General features: G+C 58.4%; 15 protein-coding genes. 6 read left to right on the top strand and 9 right to left on the bottom strand.

All coding sequences use genetic code 11. The features are described from left to right. Positions 1-71 precede the first annotated feature (71 nt). Entirely contained in the window at positions 72-1,040 is a 969-nt protein-coding gene (locus EV660_RS13500; protein ID WP_071478956.1) for a PRC-barrel domain-containing protein, read from the bottom strand. Positions 1,041-1,254: 214 nt separating this feature from the next. Next, the gene (locus EV660_RS13495) at positions 1,255-1,476 is read right to left on the bottom strand and encodes a hypothetical protein (RefSeq protein ID WP_134014012.1); all 222 of its coding nucleotides are present in this window, start codon (positions 1,474-1,476) and stop codon (positions 1,255-1,257) included. A 477-nt stretch (positions 1,477-1,953) separates the two neighbouring features. Here EV660_RS13495 and EV660_RS13490 point away from each other — a divergent pair, with 477 nt between their 5' ends. Both EV660_RS13490 and EV660_RS13485 read left to right on the top strand, forming a co-directional pair. Beyond that, positions 1,954-5,958 (top strand): PAS domain S-box protein, encoded by a 4,005-nt coding sequence (locus EV660_RS13490; RefSeq protein ID WP_071478958.1) that lies wholly within the window; start codon positions 1,954-1,956, stop codon positions 5,956-5,958. Between the two features lie 86 nt (positions 5,959-6,044). Beyond that, positions 6,045-6,716 (top strand): DUF3047 domain-containing protein, encoded by a 672-nt coding sequence (locus tag EV660_RS13485; RefSeq protein WP_071479080.1) that lies wholly within the window; start codon positions 6,045-6,047, stop codon positions 6,714-6,716. Positions 6,717-6,730: 14 nt separating this feature from the next. Here the strand turns inward: EV660_RS13485 and EV660_RS13480 are convergent, their stop codons facing one another. Genes EV660_RS13480 through EV660_RS13470 form a run of 3 tightly spaced genes read right to left on the bottom strand, consistent with a single transcriptional unit; the run spans position 6,731 to position 10,013 of the window. Then, positions 6,731-7,615 (bottom strand): lysylphosphatidylglycerol synthase transmembrane domain-containing protein, encoded by an 885-nt coding sequence (locus tag EV660_RS13480; protein WP_157798915.1) that lies wholly within the window; start codon positions 7,613-7,615, stop codon positions 6,731-6,733. An 8-nt stretch (positions 7,616-7,623) separates the two neighbouring features. Next, positions 7,624-9,243 (bottom strand): sulfatase-like hydrolase/transferase, encoded by a 1,620-nt coding sequence (locus EV660_RS13475; RefSeq protein ID WP_071478960.1) that lies wholly within the window; start codon positions 9,241-9,243, stop codon positions 7,624-7,626. Then, a complete protein-coding gene (locus tag EV660_RS13470; RefSeq protein ID WP_157798916.1) occupies positions 9,240-10,013 on the bottom strand; it encodes a CDP-alcohol phosphatidyltransferase family protein in 774 nt (257 codons plus the stop codon). Before EV660_RS13470 ends, EV660_RS13475 begins: the two co-directional genes overlap by 4 nt. A gap of 139 nt (positions 10,014-10,152) precedes the next feature. Between EV660_RS13470 and EV660_RS13465 the strand changes: the two genes are divergently transcribed. Then, positions 10,153-10,710, top strand: a complete 558-nt coding sequence (locus tag EV660_RS13465; protein ID WP_071478961.1) for a cytochrome b — start codon at positions 10,153-10,155, stop codon at positions 10,708-10,710. After that, on the top strand, positions 10,710-13,163 hold the full coding sequence (gene mdoH, locus EV660_RS13460; protein ID WP_211116224.1) for a glucans biosynthesis glucosyltransferase MdoH: 2,454 nt from the start codon (positions 10,710-10,712) through the stop codon (positions 13,161-13,163). Before EV660_RS13465 ends, mdoH begins: the two co-directional genes overlap by 1 nt. Positions 13,164-13,217: 54 nt before the next feature. Here mdoH and EV660_RS13455 read toward each other — a convergent pair whose 3' ends face one another. Beyond that, the gene (locus EV660_RS13455; protein WP_071478963.1) at positions 13,218-14,321 is read right to left on the bottom strand and encodes a sensor histidine kinase; all 1,104 of its coding nucleotides are present in this window, start codon (positions 14,319-14,321) and stop codon (positions 13,218-13,220) included. A gap of 478 nt (positions 14,322-14,799) precedes the next feature. On the opposite strand from EV660_RS13455, the gene EV660_RS13450 reads away from it, so the two are divergent. Both EV660_RS13450 and EV660_RS13445 read left to right on the top strand, forming a co-directional pair. After that, positions 14,800-15,213 (top strand): DUF883 family protein, encoded by a 414-nt coding sequence (locus EV660_RS13450; protein ID WP_071478964.1) that lies wholly within the window; start codon positions 14,800-14,802, stop codon positions 15,211-15,213. Further along, complete coding sequence (locus EV660_RS13445) at positions 15,213-15,599, top strand: hypothetical protein (RefSeq protein ID WP_071478965.1); 387 nt, start codon at positions 15,213-15,215, stop codon at positions 15,597-15,599. The genes EV660_RS13450 and EV660_RS13445 overlap by 1 nt, the downstream gene beginning before the upstream one ends. A 155-nt stretch (positions 15,600-15,754) precedes the next feature. Here the strand turns inward: EV660_RS13445 and EV660_RS13440 are convergent, their stop codons facing one another. From EV660_RS13440 to EV660_RS13430, 3 genes are read right to left on the bottom strand one after another with little or no spacing between them, the layout of a single operon-like run. Next, positions 15,755-17,140, bottom strand: coding sequence for a ferredoxin reductase family protein (locus EV660_RS13440; protein WP_084634558.1), 1,386 nt, complete (start codon positions 17,138-17,140; stop codon positions 15,755-15,757). A 58-nt stretch (positions 17,141-17,198) separates the two neighbouring features. Beyond that, positions 17,199-17,708 carry a DUF2231 domain-containing protein gene (locus EV660_RS13435; RefSeq protein WP_071478966.1) on the bottom strand — a complete coding sequence of 170 codons (510 nt, stop codon included), beginning with the start codon at positions 17,706-17,708 and terminating at the stop codon, positions 17,199-17,201. A gap of 36 nt (positions 17,709-17,744) precedes the next feature. Then, the gene (locus tag EV660_RS13430; RefSeq protein ID WP_071478967.1) at positions 17,745-19,418 is read right to left on the bottom strand and encodes a sensor histidine kinase; all 1,674 of its coding nucleotides are present in this window, start codon (positions 19,416-19,418) and stop codon (positions 17,745-17,747) included. Positions 19,419-19,437: the final 19 nt, after the last annotated feature.

Below are 19,437 nucleotides of genomic sequence, written 5' to 3'. Positions count from 1 at the left end.
GTCAAAAAAGACCCGCCATTCTGGCGGGTCTTGGTACTCGTTACGCAACTTCGGCAACAAGCAAGATGAGATCAGCTTTCGTATTCTGGCAGGCTTTCCATCTCTTCCTGTGTCATGGGCAATTGCACGCGCACATTCCCGTCTTCGTCGTTCCACAGGATGTCGATGTCATCGATTTCCAGTGCGACAGTGTGTTCGCCAAGGCCAAGGAAGCCGCCAACATCCATCACCGCATGAGTTACCGACCCGTCATCGCCCATCACAAGATCATCGACCGTGGCAATATTGTCGCCCTCGCGGCCATATACATCTGCTCCCAGCAGGCGGTCGACGGTACGCTCTTCAGCGCTCAGCACCTCATAGCCTGCGGGAACATCTGTGCGGGCTTCGGCCTGTGTCGCCATGTCGTCATTGCCTTGCATTCCGTCTTGGGTCTGCATCTGGGCAGAGTCGCTTTGCGGATCATCCATCGAGGTTGTGTGACCTGCACCCATTGTCGCGCCTGGTTCGGCTTGCGCGCTGTCATAGCTGCGCTGTTCAAACCCTGTGCTTAGCTGGTCCTCACTCCATTCCGGCAAGGCTTCCAATTGTTCTTCCGTCATCGAAGCAACGACGAAGAAATCATCGATACCTTCTGCGTCAGCATCGTCACGCACGAAGTACAGGTCGTCGATGTCAACCATCACGCTGCGTGCACCGATCCCCAGAAAGCCGCCAACGTCAATCAGAATGCCGCGGATTTCGCCATCCATCGTGACAATCATGTCGTCAATATTGCCCACGTTTTCCCATGAATCTCGGTCGGCTGTGAACACATCACTGCTTTCCCACCCGGTGCCGTGACCTGCCTGGCCGCGCTGTTCGGAAAGCGTCCGTGCCTCATCACTGTCCAGCGTATACAGGTTCTTGCCCGTGAAATCGGTTGCAAGGAAGGCGGGAACGTTCTCTCCGGCCTGCGCCGCACCAGTCTCTGTCGTCTGTGCGGCTGCACCCATCGAAGTTACAGCGACAATCGCGGTTGTAAGCATTAGCTTGTTCATAACAATACTCCTGTTATTCATGTGGCTCGTTATGAGCTCTGGTAGATAAAACAGTTGAGGAGTGATTGGGTTCCTGTAAAAATAATACAAATTATTTTATTTTATATTGCTCACGAAAAAACCGCCACATGCAGTTTAAATGCACGCGACGGTTTAATTTAGAAGGGGTTTTCGCTTTGGTTTGGCGAATAACGGAACCCAGTATCAGCGCTGTTTATCTGCGTTCTCTGGACCGTTCCCGCGAAGGTTTTTCGCCAACATCGTCTAGCGCGCCAGAAGGGGCCTGATCGATGTGTTCAATGCGTTTCATACCCAGACCCGGTGTCTTGTCCGTCGGGTAAGGCACTTGTTTCATTTGACTATCTTGCTTGAGCTTGAGGGCCTCTTTTGACCGCGCCTCTTGCGATGTCATTCGGGAATTCTTTGGGTTGGCCATGATGTCTCCCTTCGTGATCTGTCTTTACAACGGCGACACAGCATTTCCGTTCCATTTTTTTTGGCTTTCAAGATAAATAATCCGTCAGTTCAGTGCGGCGCGCTTCGAAATTGAAAAAATTTATAGAGTTTGGGCAAATTTCTGTAAATAAGGATAAGCCGTCTGAAGGAACTGCCCGGCAGGTTTTCCTTATTATAGCGTGCTTTTTTATTGGCGCAGACGCATCATCTGTGCTGCCTGTGAAATGGCTATGGCACCGCGCGCAAATGTCACTCTGGCCGCTCATGAATCGTTACTTGCACAAAATTCGGTTGTTTCACTTTGTCTTAAGTGTTGTTACTTATTTGTGGGTGTATGTTTGATCCGGTTTGCAGTGCAAGAATTCCAAGATCGTGGCCATGTTGTGTCTGGGGGTCATGACTCATGCTGAGAGGGTAGCATTGTGTGTGGCAAAGAACACGGCCCCGTGAGGGGGGCATGGTAAACTCTGCTTTGGCGATACGCCCTGCTGCCTCGGCAGAGGGGCAAGACATCCAGATTCATGCACTGGTCATCGACATTCTTGGCGCTTTGGTCCGTGCTCCGCTGTCGCAGACAGATGCCGCAATCCATCAGGTGCTGTCGCAACTTGGCGAATTCTTCATGATGGAGCGCGCCTATGTCGTGCGCATCCAACTTGACGGCGAGGCAGAGCGCGTTGACGCAACGCATATCTGGCAGAGCGCCGAAAGTGACCTGGCGTTGTCGCAGATCAAGGACGCGTCGCTGTCAGAAATTGTTTACCCGTTGCGCATGTTGGCTGGGGATGACGAGACAACGGATATCCCCGATGTTGATGCCTTGCCTCAAACCGTACCCGAAAGAGCGCATCTTCTTTCACATGGGGTCCAAGCGCTTTTGACCCTTCCAATGCAGGCAGAATCGGGTTGCGCAGGGTTTATCGGTTTTCATTCTGCCACACCTCGTCAGGCATTTGACAAATCGCGGCTAGAGCTGATCAAGACGGTCGCCGATGCCGTGGGCAATCTGCTTGCGCGCGCCGATGCCGAAGCCGAGATTGAGAGAACGCGCGAGTCACTTTCTGCTGCGCGCAACCGTCTGCAAGCAACACTGGATGCCGTTCCGGACCTGATCCTTGAGGTTGATGCGCAGGGCCGATATCGAAGCGTGCACACCCGAGATACCGGCCAGATGATGCTCTCTCCTGACGTCTTGCTTGGCCGCACGGATGAGGAATTGATGCCGCCTGAAATCGTGGCGCTGAACCGTCAGGCGATGGATGAGGCACGGATCAAGGGGCGATCGGGGCCACACCCGTTTGACATAGACACACCACGCGGACGCCGCCGCTATGCCCTGACGGTGGCGACCCGGGCCGCTGACAAACCCGGGGAGGCGCCGGGATATGTGTTTATTTCGCGCGATATAACTCAGGAATGGCTGCTGCAACGCGAGACGGAGCGCCTGAGCCTGATCGCGCGCCATATGACCAATCTTGTCATCATCACGGATACCGAACAGCGCATCGACTGGGTAAACCCCGCCTTCACGTCCCGCACCGGCTGGGCGCTGGATGATGTTCGTGGCAAGCGGCCCCAACAGGTGTCGCGCGGTCAGGACACGGACGAGGCGGCGAAAAAACGGATTGACCGCGCGATTGCTGCATTGAAACCCGTGAGGGATGAAATCCTGAACTACACACGCGACGGCGAACCTTATTGGGTTGATGTGCAGCTTTATCCGCTGCGCGATGCCGAAGGGCGGCATGTCGGCTATGTCTCGATCGAGACGGACATAACCGAACGCAAGCGGCAGGAGGCTGAATTGCAAAACCTCGCGCTAGAGGCCAACGAGGCGCGCGCAAGGTTGGAAATGGCGGTTGAGGCCTTGCCAGATGCATTTGCCTATTTTGATGCAGATGATCGACTCGTATTGTGCAATCAACGCCACCGCGACCTGCACCCCGCATCCTATATGGTGCCTGATGTGGCTTCGCCCACGGCAGAAGACGCGGTCACACGGCAAGAAGAACTGGTGGCCTATTCTTTGGGCCAAGACCCTGAATTCGAGCACGCTTTTGCACGAACGCGCATGGCTTCGGGGCGGTGGTTGCGTGTGATCGAGCATGCAACGCCCGATGGCGGGCGTGTGGCGATGGAAGTTGATATAACAGAGTTGAAAGAGGCCGAGCGCAGACAGGCTGACATCATTCATGGCGCACAGGCCGGAACCTGGGAATGGAACCTTCTGACTGGCAGCAATCTTGTGAACTCGCGCTGGGCGGAAATCGTGGGCTATGACCTGCAAGAGCTGGGCGCGTTTGAAATCAGTGTCTGGCGCAGCTTGGTTCACCCCGAGGATCTTGCTTCTGCGGAAGAAAAGCTGGCGAAAGTATTCGCAAAAGAGATGGACAGTTTCGAATATGAATTGCGCATGCGCCACAAGGCAGGAAACTGGGTGTGGGTCTTGTCACGTGGCCGCGTTGCCCGCTGGACGGCTGATGGCGCACCAGAGGTCATGGCAGGTGTCCATATCGATATTACTGCCCTCAAACGCGCGGAAGAGCGTCTGGAGCAGATTATCGATGCGGCGTCTGCCGGGACTTGGGAATACGATGCCATCAGCGGTGTGCAGCATGTGAATGACCGCTGGGCAGAGATGCTGGGCTATAGCCGTGCAGAGCTGTCGGCGTGGCCTGATTGCGGTTTTAACGCGCTGACGCATCCATCCGATCTGGCACTGTTGAAAGAGCAGCAGGGCCACTCGTTAAGGTCGGGCTGCGAGACGTTCGGAAATGAAATTCGCATGCGGCACCGCGACGGCCATTGGGTCTGGATATTGTCACGCGGGCGTGTGGTGCAACGCGACAGTGACGGAAATCCGCTCAGGTTGGCAGGGATTCATATTGATATCACCGAGCGTAAGCGGCTTGAAGCGCAGCTTGTGATTGAACGCGACTACCTTGCCCGACTGATGGACACCTCTGCTTCGGGTATCATGGCGCTGGACAAGGAAGGCCTTATCATTTTCGCTAATCGCGAGGCAGAGCGCATTCTTGGGCGGGGCGCAGATGACGTATTGGGCAAACGCTGCGACATGCCGGAGTGGGAAATCGAGGCGCTGGACGGCGGGGCGTTCGACCCGCGTGCCTTGCCGTTCCAGCGCGCCATCACCGAACAGCAAATCGTCCGGGATGTGCGTTTCTCCATCATGCGCAGTGACGGAACGCGCCGCGCGCTGTCGGTCAATGCGGCCCCGATCAATGCCGAAGGGCTGGCCGCGCATGTTGTCGTGTCGATCAGCGATATTACCGAACAGGCCGCCGCCGAAGATGATCTGCGCGTTGCCGCGCAACAGGCCGAAGCTGCGAACCAGGCGAAATCACGTTTTCTGGCCAATATGAGCCACGAAATCCGCACGCCGCTGAATGGTGTGCTGGGAATGGTTCAGATTCTGGAAGATGAATTGTCAGAGCCGGTTCACAGGCGGATGCTGGGCATCATTCGCGATTCTGGCGAGACATTGCTGAGCATTCTGAACGATCTGCTGGACATGTCCAAGATCGAAGCTGGCAAGCTGAAGCTTGAAAAAGTTGCTTTCGCGCCAACAGAGGTGATGTCCCGGATCGAGGGGATGCACAAGCTGATTGCCTCGGAAAAGGGCTTGGGGTTCCACCTCAAGCTTGGGCCGGGAACGGAAGTGCTGCGCAAGGGCGACCCCAACCGTCTAAGCCAGATCATGCATAATCTGGTCGGAAATGCGGTAAAATTCACTGAAGCAGGGCATGTCGAGCTTGAATTGACGGTTAACATGCAGGACCAGCTTGAAATCCGGGTGCAGGATAGCGGCATCGGCATGTCGCCCGAACAGCAGTCGCGCATGTTCGAGGATTTCGAACAGGCGGATGGAACTGTCACGCGCCGTTTCGGGGGGACCGGGCTTGGAATGTCCATTGTGCGCCGCCTTGTGACCCTGATGCGCGGCAAGATCAGTGTGGACAGTACCTTGGGGCAGGGCACAACGGTACATGTCATCTTGCCGCTGTCACGCGCGGAAGAACAGCCACAGACCGCGCCTGACGCGCAACACCGTTCGTTGCAGGGAATGCGGGTTCTGGTGGCAGATGATAATGCGACCAATATGCTTATCCTCAGATCAATGCTGTCCAGCCTTGGGGTTGAGGCTGTATCGGTCAGCGATGGTCGCTCTGCGGTCGAGGCATGGGAACCGGGGCGCTTCGATGCGCTCCTGCTCGACATCTCGATGCCGGAACTGGATGGGATAAGCGCCCTTGCCCAGATTGCAGCGCGCGCAAAAGCCGCAGGCGTGGCCATGACACCAGCACTTGCAATTTCGGCCAATGCGATGACCCATCAGGTTGCCGAATACAAGGCAGCAGGCTTTGCCGATCATATCGGAAAGCCCTTCAAACGCGCCGATCTGGAAGCGGGCTTGTCTGGGGTTCTGTCACAAAGCAGCTGATCGCGAGCTTGTGAGTGCGGAAACTGAAACCAAGCGGCATAGATGCCGTAATGCTTTATGATATCTACACCATATCCGGAGGCAGCATGACCCTTTCGCGCAGAGATTTCCTGACAGCTTCGGCTACGGCTTTCGGTGCAACTGCGTTTTTGCCCGCCGTGGCCGGGGCGAATACTGTTGCGTTCGACACTGCATGGGACCATCTGACGTTTCGGCGTCTGACACCTAATCGGTTCGAGTTGCGCCAGAATTCGCTGACCGTCATCTCGGAGGGAACCTCGTCCATCCTGTATCGAATTTTACCAAGCTCCTTGCGCGGCCAGACGCGCGCGTCCTGGACATGGGAGGTGGAGCGCACCGCGCCACCCTCGGATCTGTCCGAGATCGGCAATGATGACAGGAATCTTGGGGTGTTTTTCGTCAGCATGCCCGAACAGGACGCCGCCAGCGTGCGCGAGGGGACAAGTATTTCACGCCTGCTGCGCAACCGCTCGGCGCGGGTGCTGATGTATACTTGGGGCGGCAACCAACCCCCCGGAACTGTCGTTCCCAGCCCCCATGCACCAGACAGGTTGCGCAACCTGATTACCCGGCGCCCTGAAATTGGGCGTTATTCTGAAGCTGTCGATCTGACGCAGGATTTCCCCCGCGTCTTTAATTCACCCCTTGAGCGGTTGGTCGCTGTCGCGGTTTCATCAAATAGCGAGAATACACCGACCCGTGTGGTCGCGCATGTCCAAAACCTGACGCTCGGATAGTCGCACGGCCCTGTTCACCCTTGTGGCGCGGGGGGGCGGTCATCTGCGCGCTTTTGCCATGAATACACCGCCCAAGGCAGCGCGCCAAGCAGGGCCGCACCTGCAACCGCCGTCCCGAAAACAAGGCTGGCCGCAACCGCACTTTGCGCGCCAATGCCGACAACAGGCCAGAGAAACGCAGCCGCCCCTTCGCGCAGGCCCCAACCATTCAGGGAAACCGGGATCAGCATCACCATCAGCGTCACCGGCAGGATGAAAAGTGCAAACTCCAACGGTATTACAATGCCAACGGCACGCGAAGCCGCCCAGAACCCGAACAGGTTGCACCCCAGAATGGCCATGCTCAGCCCCAGTTGCGCGGGCCAGACCTGAGGCGCAAACCAAGCCCGGCTTATGATGTCCAGCAGTCTTGGCGCGACCTGTCCCAGCGCATAGGCAATGCCAACCAGCCCGATGCCCGCCCCCAAGAGCGCCAGTGCAACACCCGGCCCATACCACAAGCCAATGCCGACGGCCGCAACTGCGGCAAGCGCGATCTGGCCCGCAAGCCGTTCAATCACGACCGTTGTCGCCACCATTTGCCAACTGCGCATATGGCGCATACGCAGCACGCGCCCAAGATCGCCCAGCACGCCGCCGGGCAAAAACGTGTTCACAAGGACCGACAGTCCGTATTCGCTGAGTGCCAAGGCGCGGGGCAGGGGCACGCCCAGAGCCTGTGCGGTCACGCGCCAGCGCAGGGCTGACAGCGGAATTTGCAGTGCCAAGGCGAGGCAGGCCACGACCAGCCAAGGCACGGACAACCCCCGCAGATCGGCAAGGATGTCACCCGCCCCGAAATGCCAGATCACCGCCACGATCAGCCCTGATGAGGCCAGCGCGCGGGCTATGAGTTTCATTCGCGCTGTCATGGTGCGCCGGTGCTCAACCGTTCCAGCAGCAGGTCGCGCAGGCGGTCCATGCGCAGTGCGGGCAGGTCCGGTGACGGGATCATCCCGTCGCTCCAGCCGATTCGTGCAAATTGTTCGACCAGATCCTCGGGCCCGATTATATGCACAGGCACGTCGTAGCCCTGCACACCAGAAACAAAGCGCGCAGGCTCGTGATCGCCCAGCATGACGATCAGCGGCGGGTCTTCGGCATGGCGCGCGGCCCAGGCCCCCACGGCCTGCAAGCTGTAGTCGATGGCCAGCCGGAACTGGTCACGCACCCGGTCATGGTCACGCCATACGACCTCGGGCGGATCGCCGGACAAGGCCCATTGGTTGAAGATCGTGCCATCACCAATGTCATCCCACGCCACCAGTTCGGGAATGGGCACCCAGGGCGCGTGGGAGGAAACCAGCGCGACCTGAACAACCTGTGGGCCACGGTCGGGCCGGTCACGTTCCAGCCTGTCCAGCGCATGCAGGGTGAACTGGTCGGGCATGGTGACCCAGTTGAACGGCGCGCCCTGATAGCCCAGATCAGCCGCGTTATAGATCGCGTCAAAGCCGAAGTAATCGCCTTCGGGCCAGGGAAAGATATGCGCGGGCTTGATCGCTACAGTGCGGAACCCATGCTGTTGTGCATAGTGAAAAAGGGTACGGCGCGGGCTGGCAAGAAGTGCGCGGTAGCGCCCTTGCGTGTTCAGCCACATACCCGATGCAACCGATCCATGCGCAAGCCAGCTTTGTCCGCCGACCATCGGTGCCGTGGCCCAGCTGGAGCGCATGGACAAGCCCCGCGCGCGCAGGTCTTCCTCGATATCGCGCAGCGTGCTGGTATGGGTTGGAATATAGAGCGGGTTCTCAAAGCTCGACCGGCCATAGCTTTCGACATAGATCACGATCATGTCGCGCCCTTCAAGCCTGTCCAGCAATGGCGTGACGCCCAGCATCGGGTCTTTCATCGCGGCCTCGCGAAAGGCGGCAAGGTCAAGCCGTGTGTCGCGAAACAATTCGACCCGCTCGACTGCGACACGCGCCGTAAAGGCCGCACCGGGCAAAGCACTGCGCACGGTGTCTGGCAATGTCCAGGCGCGCCGCGCCTGACCGATTTCAGCCACCGCCGCCGCCGCAGTTGGCAGCAATGCAATGGCGGCAATCACACGCCCCGTCCGTGTGACCGGCACCCCGGCCCAGACACCGCCCGCCCACCAAAGCGCAGCAATCAGTGCCACGAAACCCGCCAGCGCGCCAGTCGCCGCCAATGCCGCCAGCGGCAGGCCTATGCTGCCTTGCAACAGGGTCCAGCCAGCATGGACAAGGCCAAGGTCCACCAACAGGTTAAACCCCCGATTAAAGGCGATGAACGTGCCGAAATCCGCAAGCTTGAGCAGTACAATAAGGCCAAGTGCCCCCACCAGAGCACCGCGAAACGCATAGCCCGGAATGCTGCGCCTGAACAATATCAGCGCGGCGATGATAAAGGGTAGCTCCAGCGGGAAAAGACGCAGTGCCCCCCATGTCATGGCCTGCGGGTGGTTTGGCTGGATCAGGACCAGAAACAGGATCGCGGTTGCAGCCAGATAGCGCAGAAGCGTCATTTCGACAGGTCCAACTGGCGCCACTGCCAACGGATATCGACAGCAAAAGACAGGATCATGACAGACAAAAGTGTCGCAGCGATAATGCCAGAGAACGGCGGCAGCACAACCGGGGTCAGCAAGGCGACCTGTATGCTCATCTGAATGGCCGCCATGCATTTGCGCCAATACGCGTCCGGCAGGGGTATACGCAGCGCGGGCAGAAAGATGCTTGCAAACAGGTAGGCTGGCCGCAACAGGCCGATTGCGACAAACCAAAGCCCGACCTTGTCAGCCTGCCACAGCAACACCGCAAGAACGATCGAAAACGCCACGTCGGATTCGACATCAAATCTTGCCCCAAACCGCGAATGCAGGCCACTACGCCGGGCCAGCCACCCGTCCAGCCCGTCCAGAAACAGCGTGAGCGTTGCAAGCGCGACAAGGGCCCAGCCCAATTCCAGAACTGCGTTGGGCACAAGGGTCAGCCCTGCCAGAACGCAAATACCTGCCCCGCGTATGGCTGTTGCCACATTGCAAAGACCCAGCCGGTCATGCGGATATGCCCCGCGCCATAACCCTGCCAGCAAAGCGATGCAGCCCATGCCCATCAGAGCGGCAGTCGCCAGCGCTGCGCCATACGGCGCATCCGCGCCGACAACCTCGGCCATGAAGTAGGTTAGCAAGACCGACAAGGGCACCAGCACCACGAACAGCCCCACGGCCTGCGAAAGCACGGCACGCAATGCAACATCAGCAGCAAGTTTCGAGGTGAAGGATATGTGCGTCATCGACATTATCTTAGTGCCTGCGCTGCAAGGTCAATCAAAATTCAACAAAACACACGTTTTCATGAAGACTGGGCAGGGCTTGCCTTGGCCGATTATGCGCTAATCTTTATCAGGCAACTAATGGTGGACAGGTGCGGCGATGAAGAATGTGGCGATGTCAGGCGCAAAATATGCCGTTGGAACGCGGCTGTTGCATTGGGTCAGCGCAATCATGATCGTGGGCATGATCCCGATCGGGGTCATCATGCAACAGGAGGGGATGCAAAGGTCCACGCAAGACCTGCTGTTCATCATGCACAAGAATGGTGGGGTCATTTTGTTTGCTCTGGTTGCCCTGCGTCTGATCTGGCGCGCAGCCAGCCCTGCGCCCGTGTTGCCCGCGCATATGCCCGCTTGGCAGGTGAAAGCGGCCTCTGGTGTGCAATGGGGGTTGTATATCATGCTGCTGGTGATGGCCGTCAGCGGATATGTGCGCGTGCGTGCGGGGGGCTTTCCCGTCGAGATGCTGGATGCCGTGAACGCGCCCGCTTTGGTGCCACGATCCGATGCATTGGCCGAGGCTGCACAGACGATCCACTCCAACGCGCGCTTCGTTCTTGTCGCTCTGATCCTTGTCCATGTCGGCGCGGCCTTGCGTCACGCATTTGCGCGTGACGGGGTCTTTGGCCGAATCTGGCCCCCATTGGGTCGCGGATGATGCATCTGCTGACCCCTTTGCGCCGCAAACATCTGTATGTGACAGCGGTTATCACACTGGGTTTTGGGGCCTTGCTGCTTGTCGGGCTGGACTTGGGCGCAACCCATCCGGCACTTTCAGCGCTGGTTCTGGCGCTGTTCATGTGCAACGGCTACATGCTGTTTTCCGCAGCCGGTGTGGCCCTTGCTGGCCTTGAGCGGGGGTCTGCGCGGCAGCCACAAGCTGCCCTGCCGCAGGATTCTTGCGCTGTGCTGTGGCTGTTATGTGGAGAGCCGCCAGAGCCTGTCGCCCAAAGGGCGATGGCGCTGTCGCGCGAGTTGGCGCAGTCGCCCATCGGGGCAACTACGCGGATATTCGTGTTGTCCGACACAACTGACCCGCATTCACTGGCGAAGGAGAAAGCGGCCTTTGCCGGGCTTGAAGATCAGATCACCTACCGCGTCAGGGAAAACCCCGCAGGCCGCAAGCCCGGGAACCTGCATGACTGGCTGTCAACGCATGGCGCAGATTTTGATACGATGCTGGTGCTGGATGCCGATAGCGGTTTCAGCCTCGCGCGGCTGATCGAATTGCGCCAGCAGATGGAACAGGATCCTGAGCTTGGGCTTGTCCAGTCGGCGATCAGCTTGCGCCCTGCCAGCACCCGTTTCGGGCATATGCAGCGGTTATCCGCGCGCCTGTCCGGGCCTGTCTTTGCCAAAGGGCTGGCGCGGCTCAGTGGGGACGCAGGAAATTACTGGGGGCATAATGCGCTGCTGCGTGTGCGCGCATTCCGGCAGGTGGCCACGCTGCCGCCCTTGTCGGGGCGTCCCCCTTTCGGTGGACCTGTGCTGAGCCATGACTTCATCGAGGCGGCCTATCTGCGCCGCGCTGGCTGGACAGTCATCATTGAGCCAGACCATCGCGGCAGTTTCGAGGATGCGCCCGAAACCTTGGCTGCGCATCTGCGCCGCGACCGGCGCTGGTCGCAAGGCAATCTGCAACATCTCAGGCTGATTGGCGCGCCCGGGCTGCACCCCTCCAGCCGCCTGCATCTGCTGGCAGGTATTCAATCTTATCTTTCGGCCCCGATCTGGCTGTTGCTGGTTGTTCTGACCGGTTCTGGTGCTGTCCATGCCACAGCGGCTGTTATCGTGCCGCTTTTGGGTATCTTGCTGGCGTTGCTGGTTCCGAAATTCGCGGCAGTGCTGGCCCGCCGTGATTTGCGCCGCCATCGCTGGCGCCGCCGTGTTGTGCTTCGGGCCTTGTGGGCGGAGTTGGCGCTGACAACCCTGTTTGCGCCCATCAGCATGGTGCGGCGGACTGGCTTTGTGCTGGCCATCCTGTCAGGTCGGTCGCAGGGCTGGGTTCCGTCTGGTCTGGCGATTGCGCGCCAGCGCTTGCAGGGTGGGGCAGAGATGCTGGTGGGCGTCGCCATCATTGCCATCGTAACGCTGCCGCAACTCACGATCAGCTCGGTTGCCGCTGCAAAAATGTCGGGGCTGCTGGTTTTGCCAGTCGTGTTGCCACTGTTGTTTGCGCCTTTACTCTATCGGTGGTTCGATCACAGCATGAGCCGGAATTCAGTGTCGGCATATTACGATGCCAGCACGCGGCGATTCCTGAAAACGGGCGGCAGTGGTGCGGCACTTGCCATTCACAGGCCGCTTTGGGCCGAGGGGGTGCGTGATGTGGAACAGGCCTCTGGTCACGTCAATGATCTGATCGCACAAGCCGTAGAGGCGCGCCTGGGGCGCGCGCCGGAAACTGTGCGTGACCTGGGGTGCGGGGTCGGAGGCAGTGTGTTCCAGCTTGCGCGGCGTTGGCCTGATACAGAATTTTGCGGTATCACGATTAGTGCGCAACAGGTGCAGATCGCACAGCAGATTGCTGTGGAACGCGGTCTGGGCAGACGTTGCAGTTTTATCCGGTCGGATTTCACGCTTCCCATGACCTTGCCCGGGGCAGAGTTGGTCGTTGCGGTTGAAAGCCATGTCCACGCCCGCACCGCGGCGCAATTCCTTGCCGCTGCGCGGCGGCATGTCTTGCCCGGTGGGCTTTTGGTGGTTGTCGATGACATGCTGGCTATGCCGCCAGACAAACTTTCCGGTCCCGATGCCGCGCGTCTGGATGCGTTTCGCCGCGGCTGGCGTCTGGGGCACGTTCCCGCGCGCAGCAGTCTTGTTGATTTGGCTGGCAAGAATGGCTTTGAAGCGCTGCATAGCCGTGATCTGACGCCGCTGCTGAACCTGAACCGGCTGCGTGATCATGCCTTGCGGGTCGTTGGTCCGGCAGCGGACAGGATGGGTCTGGCGCAACTGCCGCTTTTCGGGAACATGATCGGGGGCAACGCTCTGACCGAAGGCTACCGTGCCGGGGTCATGTGTTATACTTTTCTTGTCTTGCAAAGGCATGACGCAAGTTTTGCCGCAGATATGGATACGAAAATCACCGGGTCAGGTATCCCCGCCTGAGGTCGTATTCTGATCGCGTATGAATTCCCCCGGCTTTCAGGGCAATGCCGTGGCTTATCCGGCCTGTGGTATATTTCCGGGGGCGGCATCGGGTGCAGTTGCACTGTCTAATTCATCTGTTTCGTTTACGTTCACGCTGTCGGTGCCCACACGAAACCGCAGGCGGGCCAGCGTCCCGCCTACCGCGCCCGTTTCCAGCGTCAGTTTTCCATCCAGCGATGTGGCAAACTGGCTTGCCACGGACAGCCCAAGGCTGTCTGCCTGCGCAAGGTCAAAGTCATCTGGCAGGCCCGGTCCATCGTCAAGAATTTCCAGCGTGGCCTCGACCGGGCCTGTTTTCAGGGGCGCGATGGATTTCAGGCTGATCGTTATGGTGATTGGCCGGTCAAGCGTTGCGCCATGCTCGATGGAGTTCATCATCAATTCACTGGCAATCAACCCCAAGGGCACCGCTACGTCATTGGGCACCACAAGCGGATCTGCTTGTATCCTCATATCCACAGGCTTCTCCAGCTTTGCAACATCAAGCGTGTCCTGCAAAACTTCGCGCAGATACTCTGCCGCATCGACCGTCTGTATATCGACCGAATGCAAGCGGCGTTGCAGCCGCGAGATGGATTTGATCCTAGCCTGTGATGCAGTCAGCGCCCGCCGCGCGCCATCGTCCTTCGTCTGGCTGGATTGCAGTCGCAACAGGGCCGCAATCGTCGCAAGGTTGTTTGAAACCCTGTGCTGCAATTCCGAAAACATGAGGCTGCGCGACTGGGCAAGCTCATGCGCCTTTAAGCGAGAGACATCAAGCTCTCGCAAGGCCCAGACAGCAGCGGTCACGAACAGCACATCCGTTGTCGTGATGAGCATGTAAAATCCGATGGCCAGAAACGCGCCATGCGTCATCCCAAATTGTCCCGCCGGTTCAATGAACCAGAACCAAGCAATCAACCCGCATGCCACAGCCACGGCAATTCCGCACCGGATAGAGCCGAAGATTAAGGACAGCATGACTGCTGGGAAGAAGGTCAGAAATGGAAATCCCGGTGGCAAGACACCGTCAAGACCAAAGCGCAGTGCCGTCGCGATAGTCACGGCCCAAAGTCCGAAAGCCGCTTGGTAACGGACACTGCGCTGCGCCATCAGCGCAGCACTCAGTCCGTTCATGAACCGCCCAAAATACCCGCGATTTTGAAAAATGCTCGTATCTGTGTCGGAACTCAAGCGACGTCCTGTCCAAACCTATGACTCTACTGGCAGAGGCGATAGTCGGCCACGCTGCGTTAGCTAAAAGGTGCCTGAGTTTCATAATATAGGCAAGCGCTTTGTCCCCGTGCCGTAGCGGCAGCATGGATTCAGGCGGTATATCGCCATTCTGCTGTGCAGGGGCTGTGTTTTTGCCAATCGAGGGGCCGCTTGGCGTGCTGGTGCGTGGAAATCCTCAACTTGCAAGGCCGGGCATGCCACGACACAGGAACCATATAGCGCCGGCCGCGTTACACATGAAAGCAACCTTTTTAATGCGTCGCTGTCCGTTTTTCTGCCGGTAGGCGCGGTTTTCGCAAGTAACGGGTTTTCAGACGAATGACAGCGATACCTATTCAACCAAGCGAGCAGAGCAGACTGCGCGCGCAGAGGAGATAACATGGCTCGATCAACAACACAGAATTCGAACAATGGCGCGGAATCGGATATCAGCGACAAGGCGGCGCAGGCCAAGAAAAACGCGGCACGCACTGCGCAGGATGTCGAAGAACTGGCAGAGCTGAGCTATGACGAATTGCAAGATCAGCTGGAACTGGTGAAGGCCGATCTGGCCGAACTGACTGCCGCAATGAAGCGCGCAGGTCAGCAGACCGCGCGCCAGGCTGCAAGACGTGCGCGGCGCACGGGCCGCAGGGTCGTGGAAACGGCAAGCGACGGTTATGATTATGCGGTAGATGAGGTGGAAGACGCACTTGGCACCGCTGAAGATTTTGCCAAGGAGCGTCCCGCTGTGGCCCTGGGACTTGCGGCAGGCGCAGGGTTCCTTCTGGCGCTGGTCATGTCGCGCCGCTGATGCTTGTTCCTTACCAACACATCCGCCTGAAAGTGCAATGGCAGATACGTCAAATTGTCCTCGCCGTCATCGGCGGGGCATTTCTTGCGGCTGGGGGCGGGTTCTTTGTTGCCTCTGGCTGGATGGTGCTGGCGCGAGAGTTTTCGCCGCTGATCGCCAATCTGGCATGCGGTGCTGTGTTGTGCGGGTTTGGGCTTATCCTGCTGGCCTTTCGCGGGCGGGACGAGCCGCGCATCCCCACTGTTGACCAACGGCTGCGCGCGCGTGCTGCACGCGGCGAGAATTATCAGCCCAAGGGCGAATTTCCAGCACTGATGGAAGCTTTTCTATTTGGTGTCAGTGTTTACTCTCAGGTCAAGAACCGCAAAAAAAGTGACGATTGCTAAACCTGTCGTGACCGTGTCGTCAAAAGCGACACGGTTTTTTTGTGTCAGCGTCCCAAGGAGTGGCCGACAGTTACGGAACCGCAAACAGAGCCGCTAGTGTCACAGCCAGAGCGGTCAGAAGAACAGCAAACAACAAGGCCAGTTTCGTGCGCATTTCAGACCAGCTCAAATATTTCATTGTCGATATGGCGAGGTTTGACACCCAGCTTGTCCAGTTCCCGGCGCAGGGCATGCACCATCGGTGCAGGGCCACATAGCAGATGCGGCCAGTTGCGCGTGTCGGCGGGTAAATGCCGGATCAGCGTTTCCCGGCTTACCCTGCCGCTTTCCCCATCCCAGTTGTCAGGCGGGTTCTCGACAACATGAACAAGCGTCAGGTTCAGCTTGCGCTTCATGGCGGCCAGTTCTTCGCGAAAGCTTGCCTCTTCCCAAGTGGAATTGGCATAGATCAGGATAATCGGCCGCCTGTCGGCGCGTGCTTCCAAAGCGTGCAGATTGGACAGGATCGGCGTAATGCCCACCCCGCCAGCGATCATGACCATACCGGGGGCTTTTGCCATCCGGTCAATCGAGAACGCGCCGTAAGGGCCGTCGATATAGGCGCGTGCGCCGACCGGGGTCTGGGCCAGTTCAGATGAATGATCCCCCAACGGTTTGATCGAGAAGGAAAGGTTTGGGCCTTTCTCGGGTGCGGTTGAAATGGTGAACGGATGCTCGATCAGTGAATAAGGGGAGCGTTCGACCTTCAGCCAGGCAAATTGTCCCGGCTTCCAGCGGTGCAGTGCACGACCTTCGGGGGCCAGTTCCAGCGTATGAACCCCGCCGCGTTCTTCGGTATTTGACACCACGCGCCAGGGATTGCGCGCGGACATCCAGGGGCGGTAGAGATGCGTGTAAACCAGCACTGCCACAAACCCGAATGTCGCGCCCAGCCAAAGCGCGCGCTTGGCGGCAGTATCAGTCAGGTTGCCCACACCCAGCACATGCGCGGTTGCGGCAAGCATGCCCATGACAGCAAGTCCCAGATGCAGTGCCCGCCACCATTCATGGCGAAGATGCAGCCGCTTGCGGAATTCCGATGTGATGATCAGCAATAGAAAACACCCCAGCCCCACGCGCCCTGCCGTCAACTCCCAGCGTGCTTCCAAGGGATTCAGAACGCCCAAAGCAGGTTGGTGAAAGACATAAAGCAGGGCAAAATGCGCCAGCATCAGCGCCACAGCGCCCCAGCTAAGATACCGATGCGCCAGATAGACAATATCGGCCCCGAAAGGGTGTGTAATCCAGCGCAACCGCCCGGTCAGCGCAAATTGCAATGCCGCCAGCCCAAGTGCTCCGAACCCCAGCCCCATGCTGAAATCCCAGATCACGCCACCAGAAGGGGTCGGCCCTGTGAAATGAAGGATGGCAAAAGGGGCCGCCACTGCCGCCACCCCCATCAGCAACACTGCTGTGGCATGTGTCAGGACATTTGTCGGGCGATCGGCTGCTGGTTGGTGCGCGCGCGCCTTGCGGGTCATGGTCTGCGATGATGGTTCCATCGCAACTTAACGGATAGTGCGCGGTGTCGGTTCCATCATTTATCTGGTGCACCGGGCATCAGGGCTTTTCATCCGGCATCTTGGTGCCGATCTGATAATCAAAGACCAGTTTGCCGCCATGCCACCCCGTCACAGCGGTCAGCCCCGCAGCGATTGCTGAAAGGATCAGGCCGAAAGGCAGCACGGCCGCCACATAATCGCCGATGCGATGTGCCCAATTCGCGCCCATGATCGACAACAGCATTACGGCGAGAATGAAATGCGTCCAACTTGCAGAGCGGTTGCGGATGCCGCGGACGACAAGCAATTCGACAGTGCCGGTGATCCCCGCGATCACACCCATCAGAAAACCGCCAAAGGCTGCCCACCCCGCTGCGCGCGCCCAGAATGCATCACCTGTCCACCAATATAGCAAATCGGTCCCGAAAACCGACATGGTCAGGGCAATCGGAAAAGCCACAAGCATGGCATGAAGCGGATGGCCCGCAAGTGCGATGCGCGACTCTGTTTCATGCAGGGCGCGGTGTTCGTCCACCGGGTCGTTCAATTCGATTTTGCGATCTTGCAATGGTAGCCCCTTTCGAGTGTTCACCCCGCAAGAGGGCTAGGCGGTAACTGCGTCAGGTCCATCTTCATTCAGGCCAGCATCACCCAGGCGCAGGCGCATTTCCCATCCCGCGCCGTTGTCATCATGGACTGCGCCAGATTCAAACTCTCCATGCACTTGCAGTGCAAAAGCGGTCATCAATTCCTGCCCCAGACCGTAGCTGACGGCCTCGTTGCCCGTGTCAGATACGGAGTTGCGCACCCGCAATTCTGCCTGCCCATCGCGTGCGGCGAAACTGATCCTGAGCAAGGGGGGCGCGTCGGCCCGAGGGGGCTTTGCATGCTTGAGTGCGTTGGTCAGCGCTTCAGCAAACAGCAAGGCCACTGGAATGATCTTGTCTGGCGGCAGGATGACAGGTTCAAATTCTGTTTCAACCTTCAATCCTGACTGTTTGGACTGTGCCAAGGTCAGGGTTTCGCGCAAGATGGTTTCAAAGAACTCTGTCGCATTCGAGTTCGAGATACGGTCCTGTTCATACAGGCGGCGGTGGATTGACGCCAGCGACCGGACGCGGGCCTGAACCCCGTGCAGGATGTTGCGGGCGTCCGAGTCCGTGATACGGCGCAGTTGCAGGTTCAGGATCGAGGCGATCAATTGCAGGTTGTTCTTGACCCGATGATGGACTTCTTTCAGCAAGACGGTTTTTTCGCGCAGGGCATCTTCCCGCTCGACCTCGTCGCGGCGGATCAGGCGCGCCATCTTGGTGAAAGTTGAATCAATTTCACGCAGCTCGGCGGGGGCTTCGTCGGGAAGGCGCTGAAACTCTTCCCGATTGCCAAGGGCGAAACGACGAAGCTGGGTGTTGATATGACGCAGATGGCGAACAACCATGTAATTCACCGCAAACATCACCACCGCAACAGAGGCCAGCCACATCAGGAATGGAAACCCTACCCGCCACAGGTTGAAGCTTCTGGATTCATCGACATTCCAACTGCCAAGGACAAATAACTGTCCTGGTACAAGTTCCGCGACCGAGAATAGACGCTCTTTTCCTGCCACGCTGATAGAGGAAAAAACCCCATGCCGCGCAGAAATCATCTCTTGCATGATCGCGGGTTGGGGCAGAAAATCCTCTGCGTCGGGTTTGTCGGCGCTGGTCAGGGTTTGCCCTTGGTGATTGACCAGAAACGAAACGCGTGGCGATGTTTCGCTGTCTGGCATTGTCGCGATCATGTCAAAGGTCCGGCGCGATATCGAGATCGACAAGAAGCCAAGAAACGTGTCGCCGTCAAATACGGGGCGGTTGATCAGCACCACGGGGCGCCCGGTTATCACGCCAGAGGGCTGAAAGCTGAACGATGCCCTGGGATTGGCACTTGCTGCCGCAAATCCTTCGCTCTGGCTGAAGTCAACAGGCTCTCCTTCCGAGATACAGGCCATCTGACCTCGTGCATCAATAAAGCCCGCAAAGGAATAAAAGCCTGACTCGGCAATGAAACTTTCCAGAAAGGCGGAACAGGCGGTCGTGTTTTCCAGCCTGTCTGCGACCAGAGGTGACAATGTATCTGCCGATAGCATTGCACTTTCCAGCAGTGCGCGTTGTCCGGTGACCGTTTCGATTGTGCGGGCGATCAGCCCCGTCTCGAAGGCCGTTTTCTGCGTGTGCCAATTCTCGATTTCAGAATAAATGGCGATTGACCCCAGCGGCGCCAAAGCCAATGTCAGCAAAATCGCCAGGCGCGACGCC

Source organism: Roseinatronobacter bogoriensis DSM 18756 (assembly GCF_004366635.1).
Lineage (GTDB): Bacteria > Pseudomonadota > Alphaproteobacteria > Rhodobacterales > Rhodobacteraceae > Roseinatronobacter > Roseinatronobacter bogoriensis.
The sequence above is the reverse complement of the archived record's forward strand: the minus strand, read 5'-3'. Positions and strand labels throughout refer to the sequence as shown.